At 37.8% G+C, this 18,857-nt stretch carries 17 protein-coding genes and 2 tRNA genes; all 19 read left to right on the top strand.

All coding sequences use genetic code 11. The features are described 5' to 3' along the window. The first annotated feature begins 32 nt into the window (after window positions 1–32). Window positions 33–515 (top strand): S1 domain-containing RNA-binding protein, encoded by a 483-nt coding sequence (locus ACTDJC_RS21710; protein WP_098304964.1) that lies wholly within the window; start codon window positions 33–35, stop codon window positions 513–515. 166 nt (window positions 516–681) lie between these two features. Further along, a tRNA-Met gene (locus ACTDJC_RS21705) sits at window positions 682–755 on the top strand. An 11-nt stretch (window positions 756–766) separates the two neighbouring features. Then, a tRNA-Glu gene (locus ACTDJC_RS21700) sits at window positions 767–838 on the top strand. A 267-nt stretch (window positions 839–1,105) separates the two neighbouring features. Beyond that, entirely contained in the window at window positions 1,106–3,583 is a 2,478-nt protein-coding gene (gene spoIIE, locus ACTDJC_RS21695) for a stage II sporulation protein E (protein ID WP_141524937.1), read from the top strand. Between the two features lie 329 nt (window positions 3,584–3,912). Further along, window positions 3,913–5,343, top strand: a complete 1,431-nt coding sequence (gene tilS / locus ACTDJC_RS21690; protein ID WP_440604663.1) for a tRNA lysidine(34) synthetase TilS — start codon at window positions 3,913–3,915, stop codon at window positions 5,341–5,343. Next, window positions 5,340–5,882 (top strand): hypoxanthine phosphoribosyltransferase, encoded by a 543-nt coding sequence (gene hpt / locus ACTDJC_RS21685; protein ID WP_098304960.1) that lies wholly within the window; start codon window positions 5,340–5,342, stop codon window positions 5,880–5,882. Before tilS ends, hpt begins: the two co-directional genes overlap by 4 nt. 86 nt (window positions 5,883–5,968) lie before the next feature. Beyond that, the gene (ftsH, locus tag ACTDJC_RS21680) at window positions 5,969–7,888 is read left to right on the top strand and encodes an ATP-dependent zinc metalloprotease FtsH (RefSeq protein WP_440604662.1); all 1,920 of its coding nucleotides are present in this window, start codon (window positions 5,969–5,971) and stop codon (window positions 7,886–7,888) included. A gap of 330 nt (window positions 7,889–8,218) precedes the next feature. Continuing rightward, window positions 8,219–9,007 (top strand): type III pantothenate kinase, encoded by a 789-nt coding sequence (locus ACTDJC_RS21675; protein ID WP_098304956.1) that lies wholly within the window; start codon window positions 8,219–8,221, stop codon window positions 9,005–9,007. 6 nt (window positions 9,008–9,013) lie between these two features. Then, window positions 9,014–9,889, top strand: a complete 876-nt coding sequence (gene hslO, locus ACTDJC_RS21670; protein WP_253628344.1) for an Hsp33 family molecular chaperone HslO — start codon at window positions 9,014–9,016, stop codon at window positions 9,887–9,889. 116 nt (window positions 9,890–10,005) lie between these two features. Further along, window positions 10,006–10,929, top strand: coding sequence for a cysteine synthase A (cysK, locus tag ACTDJC_RS21665; RefSeq protein WP_253628345.1), 924 nt, complete (start codon window positions 10,006–10,008; stop codon window positions 10,927–10,929). A 228-nt stretch (window positions 10,930–11,157) separates the two neighbouring features. Continuing rightward, window positions 11,158–12,555, top strand: coding sequence for an anthranilate synthase component I (trpE, locus tag ACTDJC_RS21660; protein ID WP_098305030.1), 1,398 nt, complete (start codon window positions 11,158–11,160; stop codon window positions 12,553–12,555). A 5-nt stretch (window positions 12,556–12,560) separates the two neighbouring features. Continuing rightward, on the top strand, window positions 12,561–13,148 hold the full coding sequence (pabA, locus tag ACTDJC_RS21655) for an aminodeoxychorismate/anthranilate synthase component II (protein WP_098304952.1): 588 nt from the start codon (window positions 12,561–12,563) through the stop codon (window positions 13,146–13,148). Further along, complete coding sequence (pabC, locus tag ACTDJC_RS21650; protein ID WP_440604661.1) at window positions 13,142–14,014, top strand: aminodeoxychorismate lyase; 873 nt, start codon at window positions 13,142–13,144, stop codon at window positions 14,012–14,014. The genes pabA and pabC overlap by 7 nt, the downstream gene beginning before the upstream one ends. A gap of 1 nt (window position 14,015) precedes the next feature. Further along, complete coding sequence (gene folP, locus ACTDJC_RS21645; RefSeq protein ID WP_253628348.1) at window positions 14,016–14,840, top strand: dihydropteroate synthase; 825 nt, start codon at window positions 14,016–14,018, stop codon at window positions 14,838–14,840. 5 nt (window positions 14,841–14,845) lie between these two features. Beyond that, a complete protein-coding gene (folB, locus tag ACTDJC_RS21640; protein WP_098304946.1) occupies window positions 14,846–15,208 on the top strand; it encodes a dihydroneopterin aldolase in 363 nt (120 codons plus the stop codon). Beyond that, a complete protein-coding gene (folK, locus tag ACTDJC_RS21635; protein ID WP_440604660.1) occupies window positions 15,205–15,720 on the top strand; it encodes a 2-amino-4-hydroxy-6-hydroxymethyldihydropteridine diphosphokinase in 516 nt (171 codons plus the stop codon). The genes folB and folK overlap by 4 nt, the downstream gene beginning before the upstream one ends. Continuing rightward, window positions 15,672–15,875 carry a helix-turn-helix domain-containing protein gene (locus ACTDJC_RS21630; RefSeq protein WP_098304942.1) on the top strand — a complete coding sequence of 68 codons (204 nt, stop codon included), beginning with the start codon at window positions 15,672–15,674 and terminating at the stop codon, window positions 15,873–15,875. The genes folK and ACTDJC_RS21630 overlap by 49 nt, the downstream gene beginning before the upstream one ends. Before the next feature lie 23 nt (window positions 15,876–15,898). Continuing rightward, window positions 15,899–16,897: a tRNA dihydrouridine synthase DusB gene (gene dusB, locus ACTDJC_RS21625; RefSeq protein ID WP_440604659.1), complete on the top strand. Its 999-nt coding sequence runs from the start codon at window positions 15,899–15,901 to the stop codon at window positions 16,895–16,897. 165 nt (window positions 16,898–17,062) lie between these two features. Then, window positions 17,063–18,562 carry a lysine--tRNA ligase gene (lysS, locus tag ACTDJC_RS21620; protein WP_440604658.1) on the top strand — a complete coding sequence of 500 codons (1,500 nt, stop codon included), beginning with the start codon at window positions 17,063–17,065 and terminating at the stop codon, window positions 18,560–18,562. Window positions 18,563–18,857: the final 295 nt, after the last annotated feature.

Raw genomic sequence — 18,857 nt, 5'->3', positions numbered from 1 at the left:
CTTTTTAACCACTAAGGAGGAGCGTTTTTTTTATGTCAATCGAGGTAGGCAGCAAGTTACAGGGTAAAGTAACAGGTATTACGAATTTTGGGGCTTTTGTAGAGCTGCCAGAAGGCTTAACAGGTCTTGTTCATATTAGTGAAGTTGCTGATAATTATGTAAAAGATATTAATGATCACTTAAAAGTAGGTGATCAAGTAGAAGTAAAAGTTATTAACGTTGAGAAAGACGGTAAAATTGGTTTATCTATTAAAAAAGCGAAAGAACGTGAAAGAGCAGAAGGTGAACAACGCGATAATCAACGCGATAATCAACGTGATAATCAACGCGCTGGACGTCCTCAACGCAATCGCTCTTTTAACAGAGATAATCGTGGTGGCAGTGATAACCGCAACCAAAAAGAAACATTTGAGCAAAAGATGGCTCGCTTTTTAAAAGACAGTGAAGACCGTTTAACTTCTTTAAAGCGTAATACGGAGTCAAAACGTGGCGGCCGTGGCGCTCGTCGCGGATAAAACTTGCTGTTTATTTTAAAATAAAGAGAAGCACCCTTAGTGTTCACTCAGGGTGCTTTTTTATGGTGAAAACAGTGTGTAGAAAAAAGAATAAAAAAATATTTAAAATACGTTGACTTTAAATGCTATTTAAGATATCATACTAATTGTCCGTTAAATACGACATGGCGGTGTAGCTCAGCTGGCTAGAGCGTACGGTTCATACCCGTGAGGTCGGGGGTTCGATCCCCTCCGCCGCTATATTTTTTAACGGCCCGTTGGTCAAGTGGTTAAGACACCGCCCTTTCACGGCGGTAACACGGGTTCGAATCCCGTACGGGTCATAAATGAAAAAGATCATGCAAATATGCATGATCTTTTTTTGTGTTGAGAAATTGTGAATGTTATGCGTTTCTTCTACAAAAACAACTATTATTTTCTGAAAATTCAATCACCGAATAAGGTCTTTAAGTGTAAGCCTGTATATATATGGTGCTATTTTGTATAAAAAGTCGAACAATTATTGGACTACAAACTGTTATTTTGACAAAAATTCCGTAAAATTCCTTTTATAATTACAAGTAATAAAATATGCGGGTGGTGTTCAAAATATGCCAAGAGCAGGAAGGAATACTGTCAATTCGAATTCTAGTACGCTTGCTATAGGTCGTGGGCAAATGACAACTGTAAAGTGGATAAGCAAATTAAAAGTGAAACTGGAACAAATTTTCTTTCGGTGGGGATTTGTAGTTGCGTTAGTTGGTTTTCTTTTAGGACGAGCATATATTTTAACGAACATTTTACCTTTTGCTTTGCCGTTTTTCGCTGCTGTATATGTGATGAAACGCGATAAAATGGCTCTTGCATTCCTCGCAGTAATGGCTGGTGCATTTTCAGTTTCATTAGAAAATCTATTCTTTGCCTTTGCATCTATATTTACATTCTTCGTCTATAATATCTTCTTTAGTCGTTTTACAAATAAGACGATTGGGCTTGTACCGTTTCAAGTATTTATTTCTGCGTTAACGGCTCATCTCATCGTTGTCTATTTCGCGCAAGGCGCAATTGGTATGTATGATTTGCTGGTTAGTACAATTGAAGCAGGATTAAGCTTCGTACTAACGATGATTTTCTTGCAAAGTGTTCCACTTTTAATAGAGCGAAAAGGAAAACAACAATCATTAGAAACAGAAGAAATTGTTTGTTTAATTATATTGCTGGCATCTGTACTAACAGGTACAACAGATTGGTTTATTTACGATTTATCAGTTCAGCATATTTTTACGAGATATTTAGTATTAGTGTTTGCCTTTGTAGCAGGAGCAGCAACAGGCTCTACAGTGGGTGTTGTAACAGGTTTAATTTTAAGCTTAGCGAATGTAGCAAGCTTATATCAATTGAGTTTATTGGCGTTTTCTGGGCTGTTAGGAGGGTTATTGAAAGAAGGAAGGCGAATAGGTGTAAGTTTAGGTTTGTTAATTGGCACAAGTTTAATTACGTTATACGTAGATAAACAAGCAAGTATTGTGACGACTTTGTTAGAATCGGGTGTAGCAATTGCTTTATTTTTATTGATGCCTAAATTCATCATTGAACGTCTTTCTAAATATATGCCGGGAACACAGGAGCATTCTAATGACCAACAGCAATATTTGCGAAGAATGCGTGATGTAACGGCAAACAAAATTAATCAGTTTGCAAATGTGTTTGAAGCGTTATCTAATAGTTTTTCTGTATACGGATATGTAGAAGATGAGGATAAGGATACGGAGACGGATTTATTTTTAAGTACAATTACTGCCAAGACATGCCAAACATGCTTTAAGAAGGATCAATGTTGGGTTGTGAATTTTGATAAAACATACGATTATATGAGACAACTTATGGATGAAACAGAGGAAGGTACATTGCAGAATAATCGTAAACTGCTTCGTGATTTTGAAAAATATTGTGTGAGAGGAACAAAAGTAGCAGGTTTAATAGAAGGTGAATTAGGGCATTTTTATGAAGGACAAAAGTTAAGGAAACAAATGCGAGATAATCGTAGAATTGTTGCGGAACAACTTATGGGTGTTTCGAAAGTAATGGCGGATTTTTCTAAAGAGATTCAAAAGGAAAGAGAGAATCATCAAGCACAAGAGGAACAAATTTTACAAGCATTTCGTGACTTTGGAGTAGAGGTTGAACACGTTGATATTTATTGTTTAGATCGAGGGAGCGTTGATATTGAAATGATGATCCCTGCTGCATGTAATCAGCATGGGGAGTGCGAAAAACTTGTTGCTCCAATGTTGTCTGATATTTTACGAGAAACAGTTGTTGTGAAACATGAAGAACAATCGGCATATCCGAATGGTTACAGTACAGTGTCGTTTGGCTCAGCGAAAACATTTTCTGTAGATACAGGGCTTGCTACAGCGGCTAAAGGAGGAGGGTTTGTATCTGGTGATTCCTATGCCATGATGGAATTAAGTGTAGGGAAATATGCGCTTGCTATTAGTGATGGAATGGGAAATGGAAAGCGTGCGCATATGGAAAGTAAAGAAACGGTTAAGTTACTGCAAAAGATATTGCAATCAGGTATTGATGAGGAAATTGCAATTAAATCGATTAATTCTATTCTTTCATTGCGAACGACGGAAGAAATGTTTACAACATTAGACTTAGCGATGATTGATTTACGTGATGCAAATGCTAAATTTTTAAAGATTGGTTCTACTCCAAGTTTTATAAAACGTGGCAATCAGGTATTTAAAATAGAAGCAAGTAATTTACCGATGGGAATTATTGAAGACTTTGAAGTAGATGTTGTCGGTGAACAATTGAAATCCGGTGATATTTTAGTAATGATGAGTGATGGGATTTTTGAAGGTGCAAAACATGTAGAGAATCATGAAGTGTGGATGAAGCGGAAGATTAAAGAATTGGAAACGGAAGATCCACAAGAGATTGCTGATATTATTATGGAAGATGTAATTCGCACTGACAATGGATATATTAATGATGATATGACAATTGTGGTAGCGAAGATAAAAAAGAATATGCCGAAATGGGCGACAATTCCTATTGTTAGTAAACAAGCACAATAAAGTGAAACTTCTATTAATGAGGGTTTTATCCTCGTTGATAGTTAGTTGAACCAATCGGGCGAATGCCAGCAGTGATCTCCTGCCTATCTTCCTTAATCTTGAGGTGGGGGTCTCACTGTTTGTTGGAGCAGGGCTCAGGAATATACCTGAGGCCTGTTTGTTATATATTCGTATGTTTAATTTTACTTATTTCCGAGTCTAAAGAAAAAATTTATATGTAAGATAAATTGTGAAATTTATACATCTTTGTTTTGCAGAAAGTCTGTAAAAGTTGTACCATTATATCAAGGTATGCTATCGTTCTAGCTCAATGAAAGGTGATTGCAGCATTGAAAGATGAATTTGTTAAAAAGGTAGATGCTTTTGTAGAAAGGCATGATTTGTTAGAGGCACATTCTACTGTTGTTGTAGGTGTATCAGGAGGGCCAGATTCTTTAGCGCTTTTCTTCTATTTGTTGGAGAAGCGTGAAGAGAAGCAGTTGCAAATTGTAGTCGCTCACGTTGATCATATGTTTCGCGGCGAGGAATCACAGGAAGATTTACAATTTGTGAAACAGTTGTGTGACAATCTTAATGTTACCTGTGAAACAACACAAATTGATGTGACGCGATATCAAAAACAAAATCGAATGAGTGCACAAGTTGCGGCAAGAGAATGTCGATATGCATTTTTGGAAAGAATAATGAGAAAGTATAATGCACAGTATTTAGCTCTTGGTCATCATGGTGATGATCAGGTTGAGACAATTTTAATGCGTCTTGTACGTGGAAGTACTCCGCAAGGTTATGCTGGAATTCTTGCAAAGCGCGCTTTCAATAAAGGCTTTTTGATTCGGCCTTTGCTGGCAGTAACGAAAGAAGAAATTCTTGATTATTGCAACAGAAAAGATGTTGAACCTCGCATTGACCCTAGTAATACAAAGGAAACGTATACACGGAATCGATTGCGAAAGCACGTTCTTCCTCATTTAAAGCAGGAGAATCCAAATGTTCATGAGCGTTTTCAAGCTTTTAGTACGTCCATGCAAGAGGATGAAGCATATTTGCAGGAATTAGCTTTTGAAAAAATGAATAAAGTAATTAAGGAAAAAGACGCAAAAAGAATGGTCTTATCAATTCCTGCATTTGAATCTATGCCTATACCTTTACAAAGGAGAGGGATTCAACTAATATTAAACTATCTTTATGAATATAAGATTCCATCTTCACTTTCTTCTGTACATATTGACAAGGTGATTGAGTTTTTCAAACGAACCCATCCTTCTGGTATGCTTCATTTTCCTGGCGGATTGGAGATTGTTCGTACATATGAAGAATGTAGTTTCCGATTTGGAGAAGAAAAAGTTACTTTTTCTCCTTGTATGTTACAAGTGCCGGGAAAGGTAACATTAGTAAATGGTGATGAGCTCGAAGTGGAGATCAGCAATTGTGTGCCTATTATGATGAATGATATGACGTTTATTGCAAAACATAATGAAATAGCATATCCACTTATGGTTCGTTCGAGAGAAAACGGAGATCGAATGTCGATACAAGGTATGAATGGCACGAAGAAGATAAAGTCCATTTTTATCGAGGCGAAAGTACCGAAGGAAAAAAGAGCAGACTGGCCAATTATTTGTGATGCCAGCGGAAATATTATTTGGGTTCCATTGTTGAAACGATCTGCATTTGCTATTTCGCAAGAAACAGTAGATAAGGATACATATATTATTATTCATTACAAAAGCAAGGAGTCTTCCAGGAGGATAGTCAAATGATGAATCAAGATATTGAAAAAGTATTAATTTCTGAAGAGCAAATACAAGACAAGGTAAGGGAATTAGGTGCAATTCTTGCAGAGGATTATAAAAATACAGTACCTCTTGCAATCGGTGTATTAAAAGGTGCAATGCCATTTATGGCAGATTTATTAAAGCGAACAGATACATATCTTGAAATGGATTTTATGGCTGTATCTAGCTACGGTCATTCTACTGTTTCAACTGGTGAAGTGAAAATTTTAAAAGATCTAGATACTTCTGTAGAAGGACGCGACATTTTAATCGTAGAAGATATTATCGACAGCGGTCTTACATTAAGCTACTTAGTAGATTTGTTTAAATATCGTAAAGCAAAATCTGTGAAGATTGTAACATTATTGGATAAGCCGTCTGGTCGAAAAGTTGATCTTCAAGCAGATTATGTTGGATTTACTGTTCCACATGAATTTGTTGTGGGATATGGATTAGACTATAAGGAACAATATCGTAACCTTCCTTATGTTGGTGTATTAAAACCGAGCGTATATTCAAATTAATAATATAAGCATTACAATTGGATAGGAAAGTTTTTCTATGGTACTATTTACTATTATAGTTTGTATGCTGTGAGAGGAGGTTAGGGATGAATCGGATCTTCCGTAATACCATCTTTTATTTACTAATATTTTTAGTGGTAATTGGTATTGTAAGTTACTTTAATGGTTCAACACAAAAAACGAAACCAATTAGCTACGATAAATTCATTACCAAACTTGAAAAGGGTGAAGTTCGTAATGTGCAACTTCAACCGAAAAATGGTGTATTTGAAGTAAAAGGACAATTCAGTACAGATAGTCAAGAACAACAATTTATAACTTATGCACCTAACACTGAAGAATTACAAAAGAAAATTAATGACAAAGCACCAGGTACAGAAGTGAAATATCAACCAGCAGAAGAAACAAGTGCTTGGGTAACGTTCTTCACTTCCATCATTCCTTTTGTAATTATCTTCATCCTATTCTTCTTCCTACTTAACCAAGCGCAAGGCGGCGGTAGCCGTGTTATGAACTTTGGTAAAAGTAAGGCGAAGTTATACAATGATGATAAGAAAAAAGTCCGTTTTAGAGATGTAGCTGGAGCGGATGAAGAGAAGCAAGAGCTTGTTGAGGTTGTAGAGTTCTTAAAAGACCCTCGTAAGTTTGCGGAGGTTGGTGCTCGTATTCCGAAGGGTGTTTTATTAGTTGGACCTCCAGGGACAGGTAAAACATTGCTTGCACGTGCTGTTGCAGGTGAAGCTGGCGTTCCATTCTTCTCTATTAGTGGTTCTGATTTCGTAGAGATGTTCGTCGGTGTCGGTGCTTCTCGTGTACGTGACTTATTTGAAAATGCAAAGAAAAACGCACCTTGTATCATTTTCATTGATGAAATTGATGCGGTAGGTCGTCAACGTGGGGCAGGTCTTGGTGGTGGTCACGATGAGCGTGAGCAAACATTAAACCAATTGCTTGTAGAGATGGATGGTTTTGGAGCAAATGAAGGTATTATTATCATTGCTGCAACAAACCGACCTGATATTCTTGACCCAGCGTTATTACGTCCAGGACGCTTTGACCGTCAAATTACGGTAGATCGTCCAGATGTAAACGGTCGTGAAGCGGTGCTTAAAGTACATGCCCGCAACAAACCGCTTGATGAAAATATTAACCTACGTGCTATAGCAACGCGTACACCAGGTTTCTCTGGTGCTGATCTTGAAAACTTATTAAATGAAGCAGCTCTTGTAGCAGCACGACAAGATAAGAAGAAGATCGATATGAGTGACATTGATGAAGCAACTGACCGCGTTATTGCAGGTCCGGCTAAGAAAAGTCGTGTTATCTCTGAGAAAGAACGAAATATCGTTGCATTCCATGAAGCAGGGCATACTGTAATTGGTGTAGTACTTGACGAAGCAGATATCGTTCATAAAGTAACAATTGTGCCACGTGGTCAAGCTGGTGGATATGCAGTAATGCTTCCGAAAGAAGATCGTTACTTCATGACAAAACCAGAATTGCTGGATAAAATTACTGGTCTACTTGGTGGACGAGTGGCTGAGGAAATTGTATTTGGAGAAGTAAGTACAGGCGCTCATAATGACTTCCAACGTGCGACAGGAATAGCTAGACGCATGGTAACAGAGTTCGGTATGAGTGATAAGCTTGGACCAATGCAATTTGGTAGCTCACAGGGTGGTCAAGTATTCTTAGGAAGAGACTTCCATTCTGAACAAAACTACAGTGATGCAATCGCGCATGACATTGATACGGAAATGCAAAGCATTATGAAAGAATGTTATGCTCGTGCAAAACAAATTCTTACTGAAAACCGTGATAAGCTTGATATTATCGCAAAAACGTTACTTGAAGTGGAAACGTTAGATGCAGAGCAAATCAACCATTTATATGAACACGGTACATTACCAGAGCGTAAAACATCTTCTGACAGTGATGTAAAGGTAAACATCACAATGAAAAAAGAAGATGAAGCGTCAGGGGATAAAGAAGAACCGAAGGAGTGACAATTGTCACTCCTTTTTTTCTTTGCGATATAACTGGACTTAAACATTGAAAAAGGGAAATGGATTTTTGTAAAATGGTGAGGATGGGAAAGCTGAACATGTGTATAAATATGGTATGATGAGGTTATAAAGTGAAACTTCTATCAGTGGAAGGTTCTTCATGTCTGGCTGATGGTTAGTGGAACTAATCGGGCTCTTACGGGCAGTTCCCCCATCTATCCTCTTAGCTTTCTCTAAATTTTGAGGTGTGGATCTTACTGCCTGAAAGTAGAAGGATAAGTTCTGTACATATTGCGCAAATATACATTAAATAAGATAAGTGGTGAGAATATGATTTTCGTATTGGATGTAGGGAATACAAATGCAGTACTTGGTGTGTTTGAAAATGGTAAACTTCTTCAACATTGGCGTATGGAAACAGATCGTCATAAAACAGAAGATGAATATGGAATGCTCGTGAAACAATTACTTGAACACGAGGGAATTACTTTTCATGATATAAAAGGAATTATTATTTCTTCTGTTGTACCACCTATTATGTTTGCTTTAGAGCGTATGTGTGAGAAGTATTTTAAAATTAAGCCTCTTGTGGTGGGGCCTGGGATTAAAACAGGTTTAAATATTAAGTATGAAAATCCGCGCGAAGTAGGGGCTGACCGCATTGTAAATGCGGTAGCTGGTATTCAAATGTATGGAAGCCCGCTTATTATAGTCGATTTTGGAACGGCGACAACATATTGTTATATCGACGAACATAAACAGTATATGGGTGGTGTCATTACACCAGGTATTATGATTTCAGCTGAAGCTTTATATAATAGGGCAGCGAAACTTCCGCGTATTGAAATTACAAGACCAAGTAGCATCATTGGAAAGAATACAGTAAGTGCAATGCAAGCTGGTATCTTATATGGTTATGTGGGACAAGTAGAAGGTATTGTAAAGCGAATGAAAGAGGAAGCTAAACAAGAACCGACTGTTATCGCGACAGGTGGATTAGCAAAATTAATTGCAGAGGAATCGAATGTTATTGATATTGTCGATCCATTTTTAACGCTTAAAGGTCTATATATGTTATATGAGCGTAATGCCAATTTACAACACGAGAAAGGTGAATAAATGCGAATGAAAGATTATTTAGTAAAGGCGCTAGCGTTTAATGGAGAAGTTCGTGCTTATAGTGTGCACACAACAAATACGGTGAGTGAAGCGCAAAGACGTCACGATACATGGAGAACTGCTTCTGCGGCACTCGGTCGTTCTTTAACGGCAGGTACAATGATGGGTGCAATGCTTAAAGGTGATCAGAAACTTACAATTAAAGTAGAAGGCAATGGTCCTCTTGGTCCGGTTTTAGTAGACGCACATGCAAATGGAGATGTACGTGGTTATGTAACGAATCCGCATGTTGATTTTGAAGCGACAGAGCAAGGGAAACTACGTGTATACCAAGCTGTAGGAACAGAAGGTTTTTTAACAGTTATTAAAGATATTGGTATGCGTGAACCATTTATTGGTCAAGTTCCGCTTGTTTCTGGTGAATTAGGAGAAGATTTCACATACTATTTCGCTGCTTCTGAACAAACGCCTTCTTCTGTTGGTGTTGGAGTTCTTGTTAATGGTGATGATAGTATTTTAGCTGCGGGTGGATTTATTTTACAAATCATGCCTGATGCGCAAGAAGAGACAATTTCAATTCTTGAAGAGCGCCTACAAAAAATTCCGCCTGTTTCTAAACTTGTTGAACAAGGTCTAACTCCAGAAGAGTTGCTATATGAGTTATTAGGGAAAGATAATGTGAAGATTTTAGAGACGATGGATGTACAATTTAACTGTACATGTTCTCGTGAGCGTATTGAAGGCGTATTAATGAGTTTAGGGAAAACAGAATTAATGCAAGTGCGTGATGAGGAAGAAGAGACAGAAGTACATTGTCATTTTTGTAACGAACGATACAAGTTCTCTAAAGAAGACATAACAAACTTAATAGAAAGTTTGTAAGGAAGAAAAAGGTTATTTGTCTATTTCGAATCATCTAAATAGGTTGACAAATAACCTTTTCTTTGACAATATGTATATAAATCCAATAAAAATACTTGGTGTTGGGAGTGACGGAGATGCGAGTGGCACAATCAGTTTCAGATTTAATCGGAAAAACGCCAATTGTTAAATTGAACCGCATCGTAGAAGAAGGTAGTGCAGAGATTTATTTAAAACTAGAGTTCATGAATCCTGGAAGCAGTGTAAAAGATCGAATTGCATTAGCGATGATTGAAGATGCTGAGAAAAAAGGGCTATTAAAAGAAGGCGATACAATTATTGAACCGACAAGTGGAAACACTGGGATTGGTTTAGCGATGGTAGCGGCGGCCAAAGGATATAAGGCAATTCTGGTTATGCCGGAAACGATGAGTGTTGAACGTCGTAATTTATTGCGTGCTTATGGAGCAGAATTAGTGTTAACGCCAGGATCGGAAGGAATGGGCGGTGCAATTCGCAAGGCAACAGAGTTATCAAAAGAACATGGCTACTTTATACCTCAACAGTTTCAAAACGATGCAAATCCAGAAATTCATCGTTTAACTACAGGTCCGGAAATTGTTGAACAAATGGGTGATCAATTAGATGCATTCATTTCAGGAGTTGGTACAGGCGGAACGATTACGGGTGCTGGTGAAGTGTTAAAAGAGAGGTATAAAGATATCAAAATTTATGCAGTAGAGCCTGCTGATTCTCCGGTACTATCAGGTGGAAAACCGGGTCCTCATAAAATTCAAGGTATCGGTGCTGGATTTGTTCCTGGAACGTTAGATACAGATGTGTATGATGAAGTGATTCAGGTAAAAACAGAACAAGCATTTGAATATGCAAGAAGAGTAGCTCGCGAAGAAGGTATTTTAGTAGGTATCTCTTCTGGAGCGGTTATTTATGCAGCGACAGAAGTTGCAAAAAAACTTGGAAAAGGAAAGAAAGTACTTGTTATCATTCCAAGTAATGGTGAGCGTTACTTAAGTACACCGCTTTATCAATTTGAATCATAAGCTTAATGTATGAAAAGCATTCCTCGAAAAAGGGATGCTTTTCTTTTTTCGTTTGAAAATAGGAAAAGAGTGAATGACTAGAAAACTTCATGTAAAATAAGTATTAGTTAAACTAAATGGGCTTTTACGGACAGTTATCCCCCGCCTATCTTTTTCGCTTGTCTCTGAATCTTGAGGTGGGGGTCTTACTGCCTGTTAATGCGGGATAAAATAAAACGAGGTGTTTATATGCAGCGACGAAAATCTTTAGCTATTTCAGTTCCGTATCGGTTAGACTTTTTTAAACAATATAAATTTCTTTCACAAAATAAACCTCATCATATCATTTTAGAAAGTGGTCGTGGAGGGCGTTATAGTATTGCTGGATTTGATCCTGTAGCAATCGTTCGTGGGAAAGATGACACATTATATATATGGGAAAGTGGAGAGGAAACAATAGAAAAGGGGAATCCATTGCACCTTATGCAAAGATATATGGAACAATGGAAAACGGAACATAATGATGCGTATCCGCCATTTCAAGGTGGTGCGATTGGTTATTTTAGTTATGATTGCATCCGCTATATTGAGAAAATTCCTTCTCTTGCAAAAGATGATGTGAATGTACCGGATATATTTTTCTTATTGTTTGATGATGTGTTTGTTTATGATCAGAAAGAACAAATGTTATGGATTATTACCCATTATACAAATGATAAGAAACAAGCTGAACAACATCTGAATGAATTAAAAGGGCTTTGGTTACAAGAAGTGCCAGAAGTGACGATGTCGTTTACTCGTCCTGAAACAAATAAAGAAGCAGTTTCATTTACAGAAAAAGAGTTTATGGAAGCTGTTCAAAGAATTCAAGAGTATATTGGAGCGGGAGATGTGTTTCAAGTGAACTTGTCTACAAGACAAGAAAAAACATTGCAAACGCATCCGCTGGAAGTTTATACGAAGCTTCGTGAAATTAATCCATCACCATACATGGGGTATTTAGAACTTGGAGATTTCCAAATTGTAAGTGCTTCACCAGAGTTGTTGATTAAAAAGCAAGGAAATGAAATGAGTACGCGTCCAATTGCGGGTACGCGCTCTCGTGGGAAAGATGAGCAAGAAGATCAAGAACTTGCAAAAGAGTTAATTGAAAATGAAAAAGAGCGTGCAGAACACGTTATGCTTGTTGATTTAGAGCGAAATGATTTAGGGCGTGTTTGTGAGTATGGAACGGTAGAAGTAGATGAATTCATGGTGATTGAGAAATATTCCCATGTTATGCACATCGTTTCAAATGTACGCGGAGAATTACAGCAAGGAAAAGATGCTTTTGATGGTGTAAAGGCTGTATTTCCAGGTGGGACGATTACCGGGGCGCCGAAAATTCGTACGATGGAAATTATTGAAGAGTTAGAACCAGTTCGCCGTGGTATTTATACAGGTTCGATTGGGTGGATTGGTTATTCGGGGGATATGGAATTAAACATTGTTATTCGCACATTACTTGCAAAAGATGGACAAGCGTATGTACAAGCAGGTGCGGGAATTGTTATTGATTCTAATCCGAAAAATGAGTATAAAGAGTCGTTAAAGAAAGCAATAGCTTTATGGAGTGCGAAAGAAAGTAGCGAAGAAACGGTTAGGTGAGCGAAATGATATTAATGATTGATAATTATGATTCCTTTACGTTTAATTTAGTACAATTTCTTGGAGAGTTAGGACAAGAACTTATCGTCAAGCGTAATGATGAAATTACAATTGAAGATATTGAACAAATGCAGCCCGATTTCTTAATGATTTCTCCGGGGCCGTGCAGCCCGAATGAAGCCGGGGTGAGTATGGATGTGATTCGACATTTCGCAGGAGAAATCCCGATTTTTGGTGTTTGTTTAGGGCATCAATCGATTGCTCAAGTATTTGGGGGAGATGTTGTTCGTGCCGATCGTTTAATGCATGGGAAAACGTCCTTGATGCATCACAATGAGAAAACGATTTTTACTGATATTCCAAATCCGTTTACAGCGACGCGTTACCATTCTCTAATTGTCAAAAAAGAAACATTACCAGAGTGCTTGGAAGTAACGTCTTGGACAGAGGAAGGAGAAATTATGGCACTTCGTCATAAAACATTACCAATTGAAGGTGTGCAGTTCCATCCGGAATCCATTATGACTTCCCATGGTAAGGAATTGCTGCAAAATTTCATTCGTCATTATAGCCGGAGTGCCTCTACATGCTAATTTATGTGAATGGTTCATTTGTAGAGGCGAGTGAAGCTAAAATATCTCCGTATGATCACGGATATTTATATGGTCTTGGTGTGTTTGAGACGTTTCGTATTTACAACGGACATCCGTTCCTATTAGATGATCATTATGAGCGGCTTATTACCGCTCTTTCGTCGCTGCATATTGCATGGGAAATGACAAAAGATGATGTGAAAAGCATTTTAAAAGAGTTAATGGTAAGGAATCATTTGCAAAATGCGTATGTTCGTTTGAATGTGTCTGCTGGTGTTGGTGAAATCGGTTTGCAGACGGAGATTTACGAAGAGCCTTCTATTATTATTTTTATAAAGCCTTTACAAGCTCCTGGAGATGTAATTGAAAAAGAAGGAGTGGTTTTAAGGCAAACCCGTAATACGCCAGAGGGAGAGTTTCGTTTAAAGTCACATCATTATTTAAATAATATTTTAGGAAAACGTGAGATTGGGAATACAACTACGAAAGAAGGAATTTTTCTTACGAAAGAAGGGTATGTTGCGGAAGGGATTGTTTCGAACATTTTTTTCGTGAAAAATGGCATATTGCATACACCGTCATTACAGGCTGGAATTTTAAATGGGATTACTCGTGCTTTTATATTGGTAGCCGCTGAAATGTTAGGGCTTGAGGTGAGAGAAGGGTTATTTTTAAAAGAAGAGCTGTTTGCGGCTGATGAGGTGTTTGTTACGAATTCCATTCAGGAAATTGTGCCGCTTTGTTGCATCGGAGAAGTGCATTTTCCAGGTAAAGAAGGATTTGTTACAAATCAGCTTATACGTGTATATGAAACATGCCGTGAAAAGCTATGGAGTCGAAATGAATTGTTAAGAGGAGAGGGCTAATATGCAATGGAGTTATGAGATACAGTGTGGTGAATATGCCTTGAATTTAAATGAAAAGACATTCATTATGGGGATTTTGAATGTTACGCCTGACTCTTTCTCTGATGGTGGTAATTACAATGAGGTGGAAGCAGCTGTCCGTCATGCAAAAGAGATGGTAATTGACGGAGCGCATATTATTGATATTGGCGGAGAGTCTACTCGTCCTGGTTTTGCTAAAGTGTCAGAGGAAGAAGAATTGCGACGTGTTTTACCAATGATTCGAGCTGTATCGGAAGCGGTAGATATACCTATATCTATTGATACGTACAAAGCGGAGGTTGCAAAACAAGCTATTGAAGCCGGAGCGCATATTATTAATGATATTTGGGGTGCGAAAGCAGAACCGGAAATTGCAAAAGTAGCAGCACATTACGACGTGCCAATTATTCTGATGCATAATCGTGATAATACAAACTACCGAAATCTCATGGCGGATATGATTGCTGATCTGTATGAAAGTATTACAATTGCGAAACATGCAGGTGTGCGCGATGAGAATATTATTTTAGATCCGGGTATTGGGTTTGCGAAAACGTTTGAGCAAAATTTAGAAGTAATGCGAAATCTAGAACAGTTGAAAGTTTTGGGGTATCCGCTCCTTCTCGCAACTTCTCGAAAATCGTTTATTGGCCATGCATTAGATTTGCCGGTAGAAGAACGCTTAGAAGGGACTGGTGCGACGGTTTGTCTTGGTATTCAAAAAGGTTGTGAAATCGTACGCGTGCATGATGTGAAAGAGATGTCCCGCATGGCGAAGATGATGGATGCTATGTTAAGGGGGTAAAAGATTTGGATAAAATTTTTGTTCATGATATGGAGTTCTACGGTTATCATGGTGTATTTCCTGAAGAAAATAAGTTAGGGCAGCGATTTAAGGTGGATTTAACTGTAGAGTTAGATTTAAAGCGAGCGGGAACAACTGATAACTTAGAGCACTCTGTAAATTATGGAGAATTATACGAGTTATGTAGAAGTGTTGTAGAAGAGAAAACATATAAGCTTTTGGAAAGTATCGCAGAAAATATTGCAAGGGATATATTAGGGCGGTACGATTGCATTATGAATTGTATTGTAAAAGTTATTAAACCAGATCCGCCAATTCCGGGACATTACCGTGCGGTGGCGGTTGAGATTGAGAGAGGGCGCTCATGAATAATGTAGTTTATATTGCTTTGGGTTCGAATATGGATGATCGCTATACGTATTTATCACAAGCGATAGAGTTGTTGCGTAAGCATCCGGCTATTGAGGTTGAGGATGTATCATCTGTTTATGAAACGGATCCAGTTGGATATACAGATCAAGAGCAATTTTTAAACTTAGTTATAAAAGTTTCTACCAATTTATTTCCTCAAGAATTATTGATGGTGACACAAAAAGTGGAGAATGAGCTAGGGAGAAAAAGGAAAATTAAATGGGGGCCTCGTACCATTGACCTTGACATTTTGCTCTATAATCACGAAAATATTGAAGCAGAGAATCTTATTGTTCCGCATCCGCGGATGTTTGAAAGAGCTTTTGTTATCGTTCCGTTGATGGAAATTAATCAAGAAATTAACCGAAACATTTCACGTTCACAAGTAGAAGAAATGAAAAGGCGAGAGGGAGTAACGGTATGGAAGCAGAGAAATGGGGAAGACGCATTCGCGCTTTTCGCAAATTAAAAGGCTATACACAAGAAGGGTTTGCGAAAGAATTAGGGGTATCTGTATCTGTTTTAGGTGAAGTGGAGAGAGGGAATCGAGTTCCGTCTCACGATTTTGTTATAGAAGTTGCGAAGACATTAAAAGTTTCAATAGAAGAATTAATGCCGAAGTAGGAATAACGAAGGAAGGTAATCGAGTGTTAAAGATTGCAAACATTGAAATGAAAAATCCGGTTGTGCTAGCGCCAATGGCAGGAGTATGTAACTCTGCATTCCGTTTAACGGTAAAAGAATTTGGTGCAGGATTAGTATGTGCGGAAATGGTAAGTGATAAGGCGATTTTATTTAACAATAAAAAAACGCTAGACATGTTATATATTGATGAGAGAGAGAAGCCATTAAGTCTGCAAATTTTTGGTGGGGAAAAAGAAACGCTTGTAGAAGCGGCAAAATATGTAGATAAAAATACAACAGCAGACATTATTGATATTAATATGGGATGCCCAGTACCGAAAATCACAAAATGTGATGCAGGTGCAAAGTGGTTGCTTGATCCGAACAAGGTGTACGAAATGGTGGCCGCGGTGGTAGATGCGGTCGAGAAGCCAGTTACAGTAAAAATGCGTATCGGTTGGGACGAAGACCACATTTTTGCAATTGAAAATGCTCAGGCAGTTGAACGTGCGGGAGGTCAGGCGGTTGCAGTTCACGGACGTACTCGTGTTCAAATGTATGAAGGGAAAGCAGACTGGAATATCATTAAGCAAGTAAAACAAGCTGTCAATATTCCGGTTATCGGAAATGGTGATGTAGAAACGCCGCAAGATGCAAAGCGCATGTTAGATGAAGTTGGCGTAGATGGTGTAATGATTGGCCGTGCAGCACTTGGTAATCCGTGGATGATTTACCGTACAGTAAAATATTTAGAAACTGGTGAATTAATGCCGGAGCCATCTGTGCGTGAAAAGATTGATGTATGTATGTTGCATTTAGATCGTCTTATTGATCTAAAGAATGAAGACATTGCAGTTCGAGAAATGCGCAAACATGCTGCATGGTATTTAAAGAGTGTTCGCGGTAATGCAAGAGTGCGTAATGAAATTAATAGTTGTAATACACGTGCAGATCTTGCTTCTTTATTGACAACATTTGTAGAAGAGGTAGAAGCGAAACAAAAATCTATTCAAGTTGGATAATAGAAGGAAATAGAAGGGGTGTTTGACATTCCTGTTCTTACTACCTATAATTACGTCTAAGAAATAAGAACTGCCAGCGCGTTGCTGGCAGTTTTTCTAGTTGGATAGAAAATGCTATACTATATATATTGTAAAATTTAATAGAGCTGGAGTGATATCAATACCATGGATAACATGAACCACGAAGAATTAAATGATCAATTGCTCGTTCGTCGCGAGAAGCTACATAACTTACGAGAACAAGGAATGGACCCATTTGGTAAACGTTTTGAACGTACACATTCAACAAAAGAATTATTCAGCTTGTACGGAGAACTTTCTAAAGAAGAATTAGAAGAGAAAGAAATTCCTGTTTCTATAGCTGGTCGTATTATGACAAAACGCGGTAAAGGAAAAGCTGGTTTTGCACATATTCAAGATTTACATGGACAAGTTCAAATTTACGTTCGTAAAGATGCGGTTGGTGATGAGCAGTACGAACTATTTAATGCGGCAGATCTAGGTGACTTAGTAGGGATTGAAGGTAAAGTATTTAAGACAAAAGTTGGAGAACTTTCAATTAAAGTGACTAGCTTTACATTATTAACAAAATCTCTTCGTCCGCTTCCTGACAAATATCATGGCCTAAAAGATGTTGAACAGCGCTATCGTCAACGTTATTTAGATTTAATTACGAGTATGGAAAGTCGCGAAACGTTTGTAACTCGCAGTAAAATTATTCGTGAGATGAGAAGATATTTAGATAACAATGGTTATCTTGAAGTAGAAACACCGATGTTGCATGCTATTGCAGGCGGAGCATCTGCGCGTCCGTTTATTACACATCACAATGCGTTAGATATGGAATTCTATATGCGTATTGCAATTGAGCTGCATTTAAAACGTCTAATTGTGGGTGGATTAGAGAAAGTGTACGAAATTGGGCGTGTATTCCGTAACGAAGGTGTATCAACTCGTCATAATCCAGAATTTACAATGATTGAATTATATGAAGCATATGCGGATTATAAGGATATCATGAAATTAACAGAAAACATGGTTGCTCATATTGCGAAAGAAGTTTTAGGTACAACGACAGTTCAATATGGTGAATATGAAATTAATTTAGAGCCAGAGTGGACAAGACTACACATGGTAGATGCAATCAAACAATATTCTGGAGCAGATTTCTGGAGCCCAATGAGCGTAGAAGAAGCTCGTGCATTAGCGAAAGAGCATGGTATAGAAATTAAGGATACAATGGAAGTTGGTCATATTATTAATGAGTTCTTCGAGCAAAAAGTAGAAGAACATTTAATTCAACCTACATTTATTTATGGTCATCCAGTGGAGATTTCTCCTCTTGCGAAAAAGAATGAAGAAGATCCGCGCTTTACAGATCGTTTCGAGTTATTTATTGTCGCTCGTGAACATGCGAATGCATTTACAGAATTAAATGATCCAATTGATCAAAAAGAACGCTTCGAAGCGCAGTTAAAAGAGCGTGAACAAGGTAATGATGAAGCGCACATGATGGATGATGATTATATTGAAGCGCTTGAGTATGGTATGCCTCCTACAGGTGGGTTAGGGATCGGTATTGATCGTCTTGTTATGTTATTAACAAATTCACCTTCTATTCGTGATGTATTACTATTCCCGGCAATGAGACATAAACAAGACTAAGCTTTGGAGTTTTCTCCAAAGCTTTTCTTTTTATTGTATTTTTATGTTATTTTATAAGGTGAAAAATTTTATTAAAAAAACTATTGCAATTTAATTTGTGAACTGATATATTTATATTCGTTGTCACGAACGGCAACGAGGAAAACAACTTCGAAAGAAAAAAGTTGTTGACAGAAAAGAAACGAAATGTTATATTATTAAAGTCGCTTCGAGCGGCAGATAAGTTCTTTGAAAACTGAACGAAACAAACAACGTGAAACGTCAATTTTTATTTATGATGCTAGACAAACACTTT

The organism is Bacillus sp. GB_SG_008, assembly GCF_052038115.1.
GTDB lineage: Bacteria > Bacillota > Bacilli > Bacillales > Bacillaceae_G > Bacillus_A > Bacillus_A rhizoplanae.
This window is presented reverse-complemented; position numbering and strand designations above follow the sequence as displayed.

Coding starts and splice junctions, on each gene's coding strand:
- ACTDJC_RS21710 (WP_098304964.1), top strand. CDS start 33: ATGTCAATCGAGGTAGGCAGCAAGTTACAGGGTAAAGTAACAGGTATT.
- spoIIE (WP_141524937.1), top strand. CDS start 1,106: ATGCCAAGAGCAGGAAGGAATACTGTCAATTCGAATTCTAGTACGCTT.
- hpt (WP_098304960.1), top strand. CDS start 5,340: ATGATGAATCAAGATATTGAAAAAGTATTAATTTCTGAAGAGCAAATA.
- ftsH (WP_440604662.1), top strand. CDS start 5,969: ATGAATCGGATCTTCCGTAATACCATCTTTTATTTACTAATATTTTTA.
- ACTDJC_RS21675 (WP_098304956.1), top strand. CDS start 8,219: ATGATTTTCGTATTGGATGTAGGGAATACAAATGCAGTACTTGGTGTG.
- hslO (WP_253628344.1), top strand. CDS start 9,014: ATGAAAGATTATTTAGTAAAGGCGCTAGCGTTTAATGGAGAAGTTCGT.
- cysK (WP_253628345.1), top strand. CDS start 10,006: ATGCGAGTGGCACAATCAGTTTCAGATTTAATCGGAAAAACGCCAATT.
- trpE (WP_098305030.1), top strand. CDS start 11,158: ATGCAGCGACGAAAATCTTTAGCTATTTCAGTTCCGTATCGGTTAGAC.
- pabA (WP_098304952.1), top strand. CDS start 12,561: ATGATATTAATGATTGATAATTATGATTCCTTTACGTTTAATTTAGTA.
- pabC (WP_440604661.1), top strand. CDS start 13,142: ATGCTAATTTATGTGAATGGTTCATTTGTAGAGGCGAGTGAAGCTAAA.
- folP (WP_253628348.1), top strand. CDS start 14,016: ATGCAATGGAGTTATGAGATACAGTGTGGTGAATATGCCTTGAATTTA.
- folK (WP_440604660.1), top strand. CDS start 15,205: ATGAATAATGTAGTTTATATTGCTTTGGGTTCGAATATGGATGATCGC.
- ACTDJC_RS21630 (WP_098304942.1), top strand. CDS start 15,672: ATGGAAGCAGAGAAATGGGGAAGACGCATTCGCGCTTTTCGCAAATTA.
- lysS (WP_440604658.1), top strand. CDS start 17,063: ATGGATAACATGAACCACGAAGAATTAAATGATCAATTGCTCGTTCGT.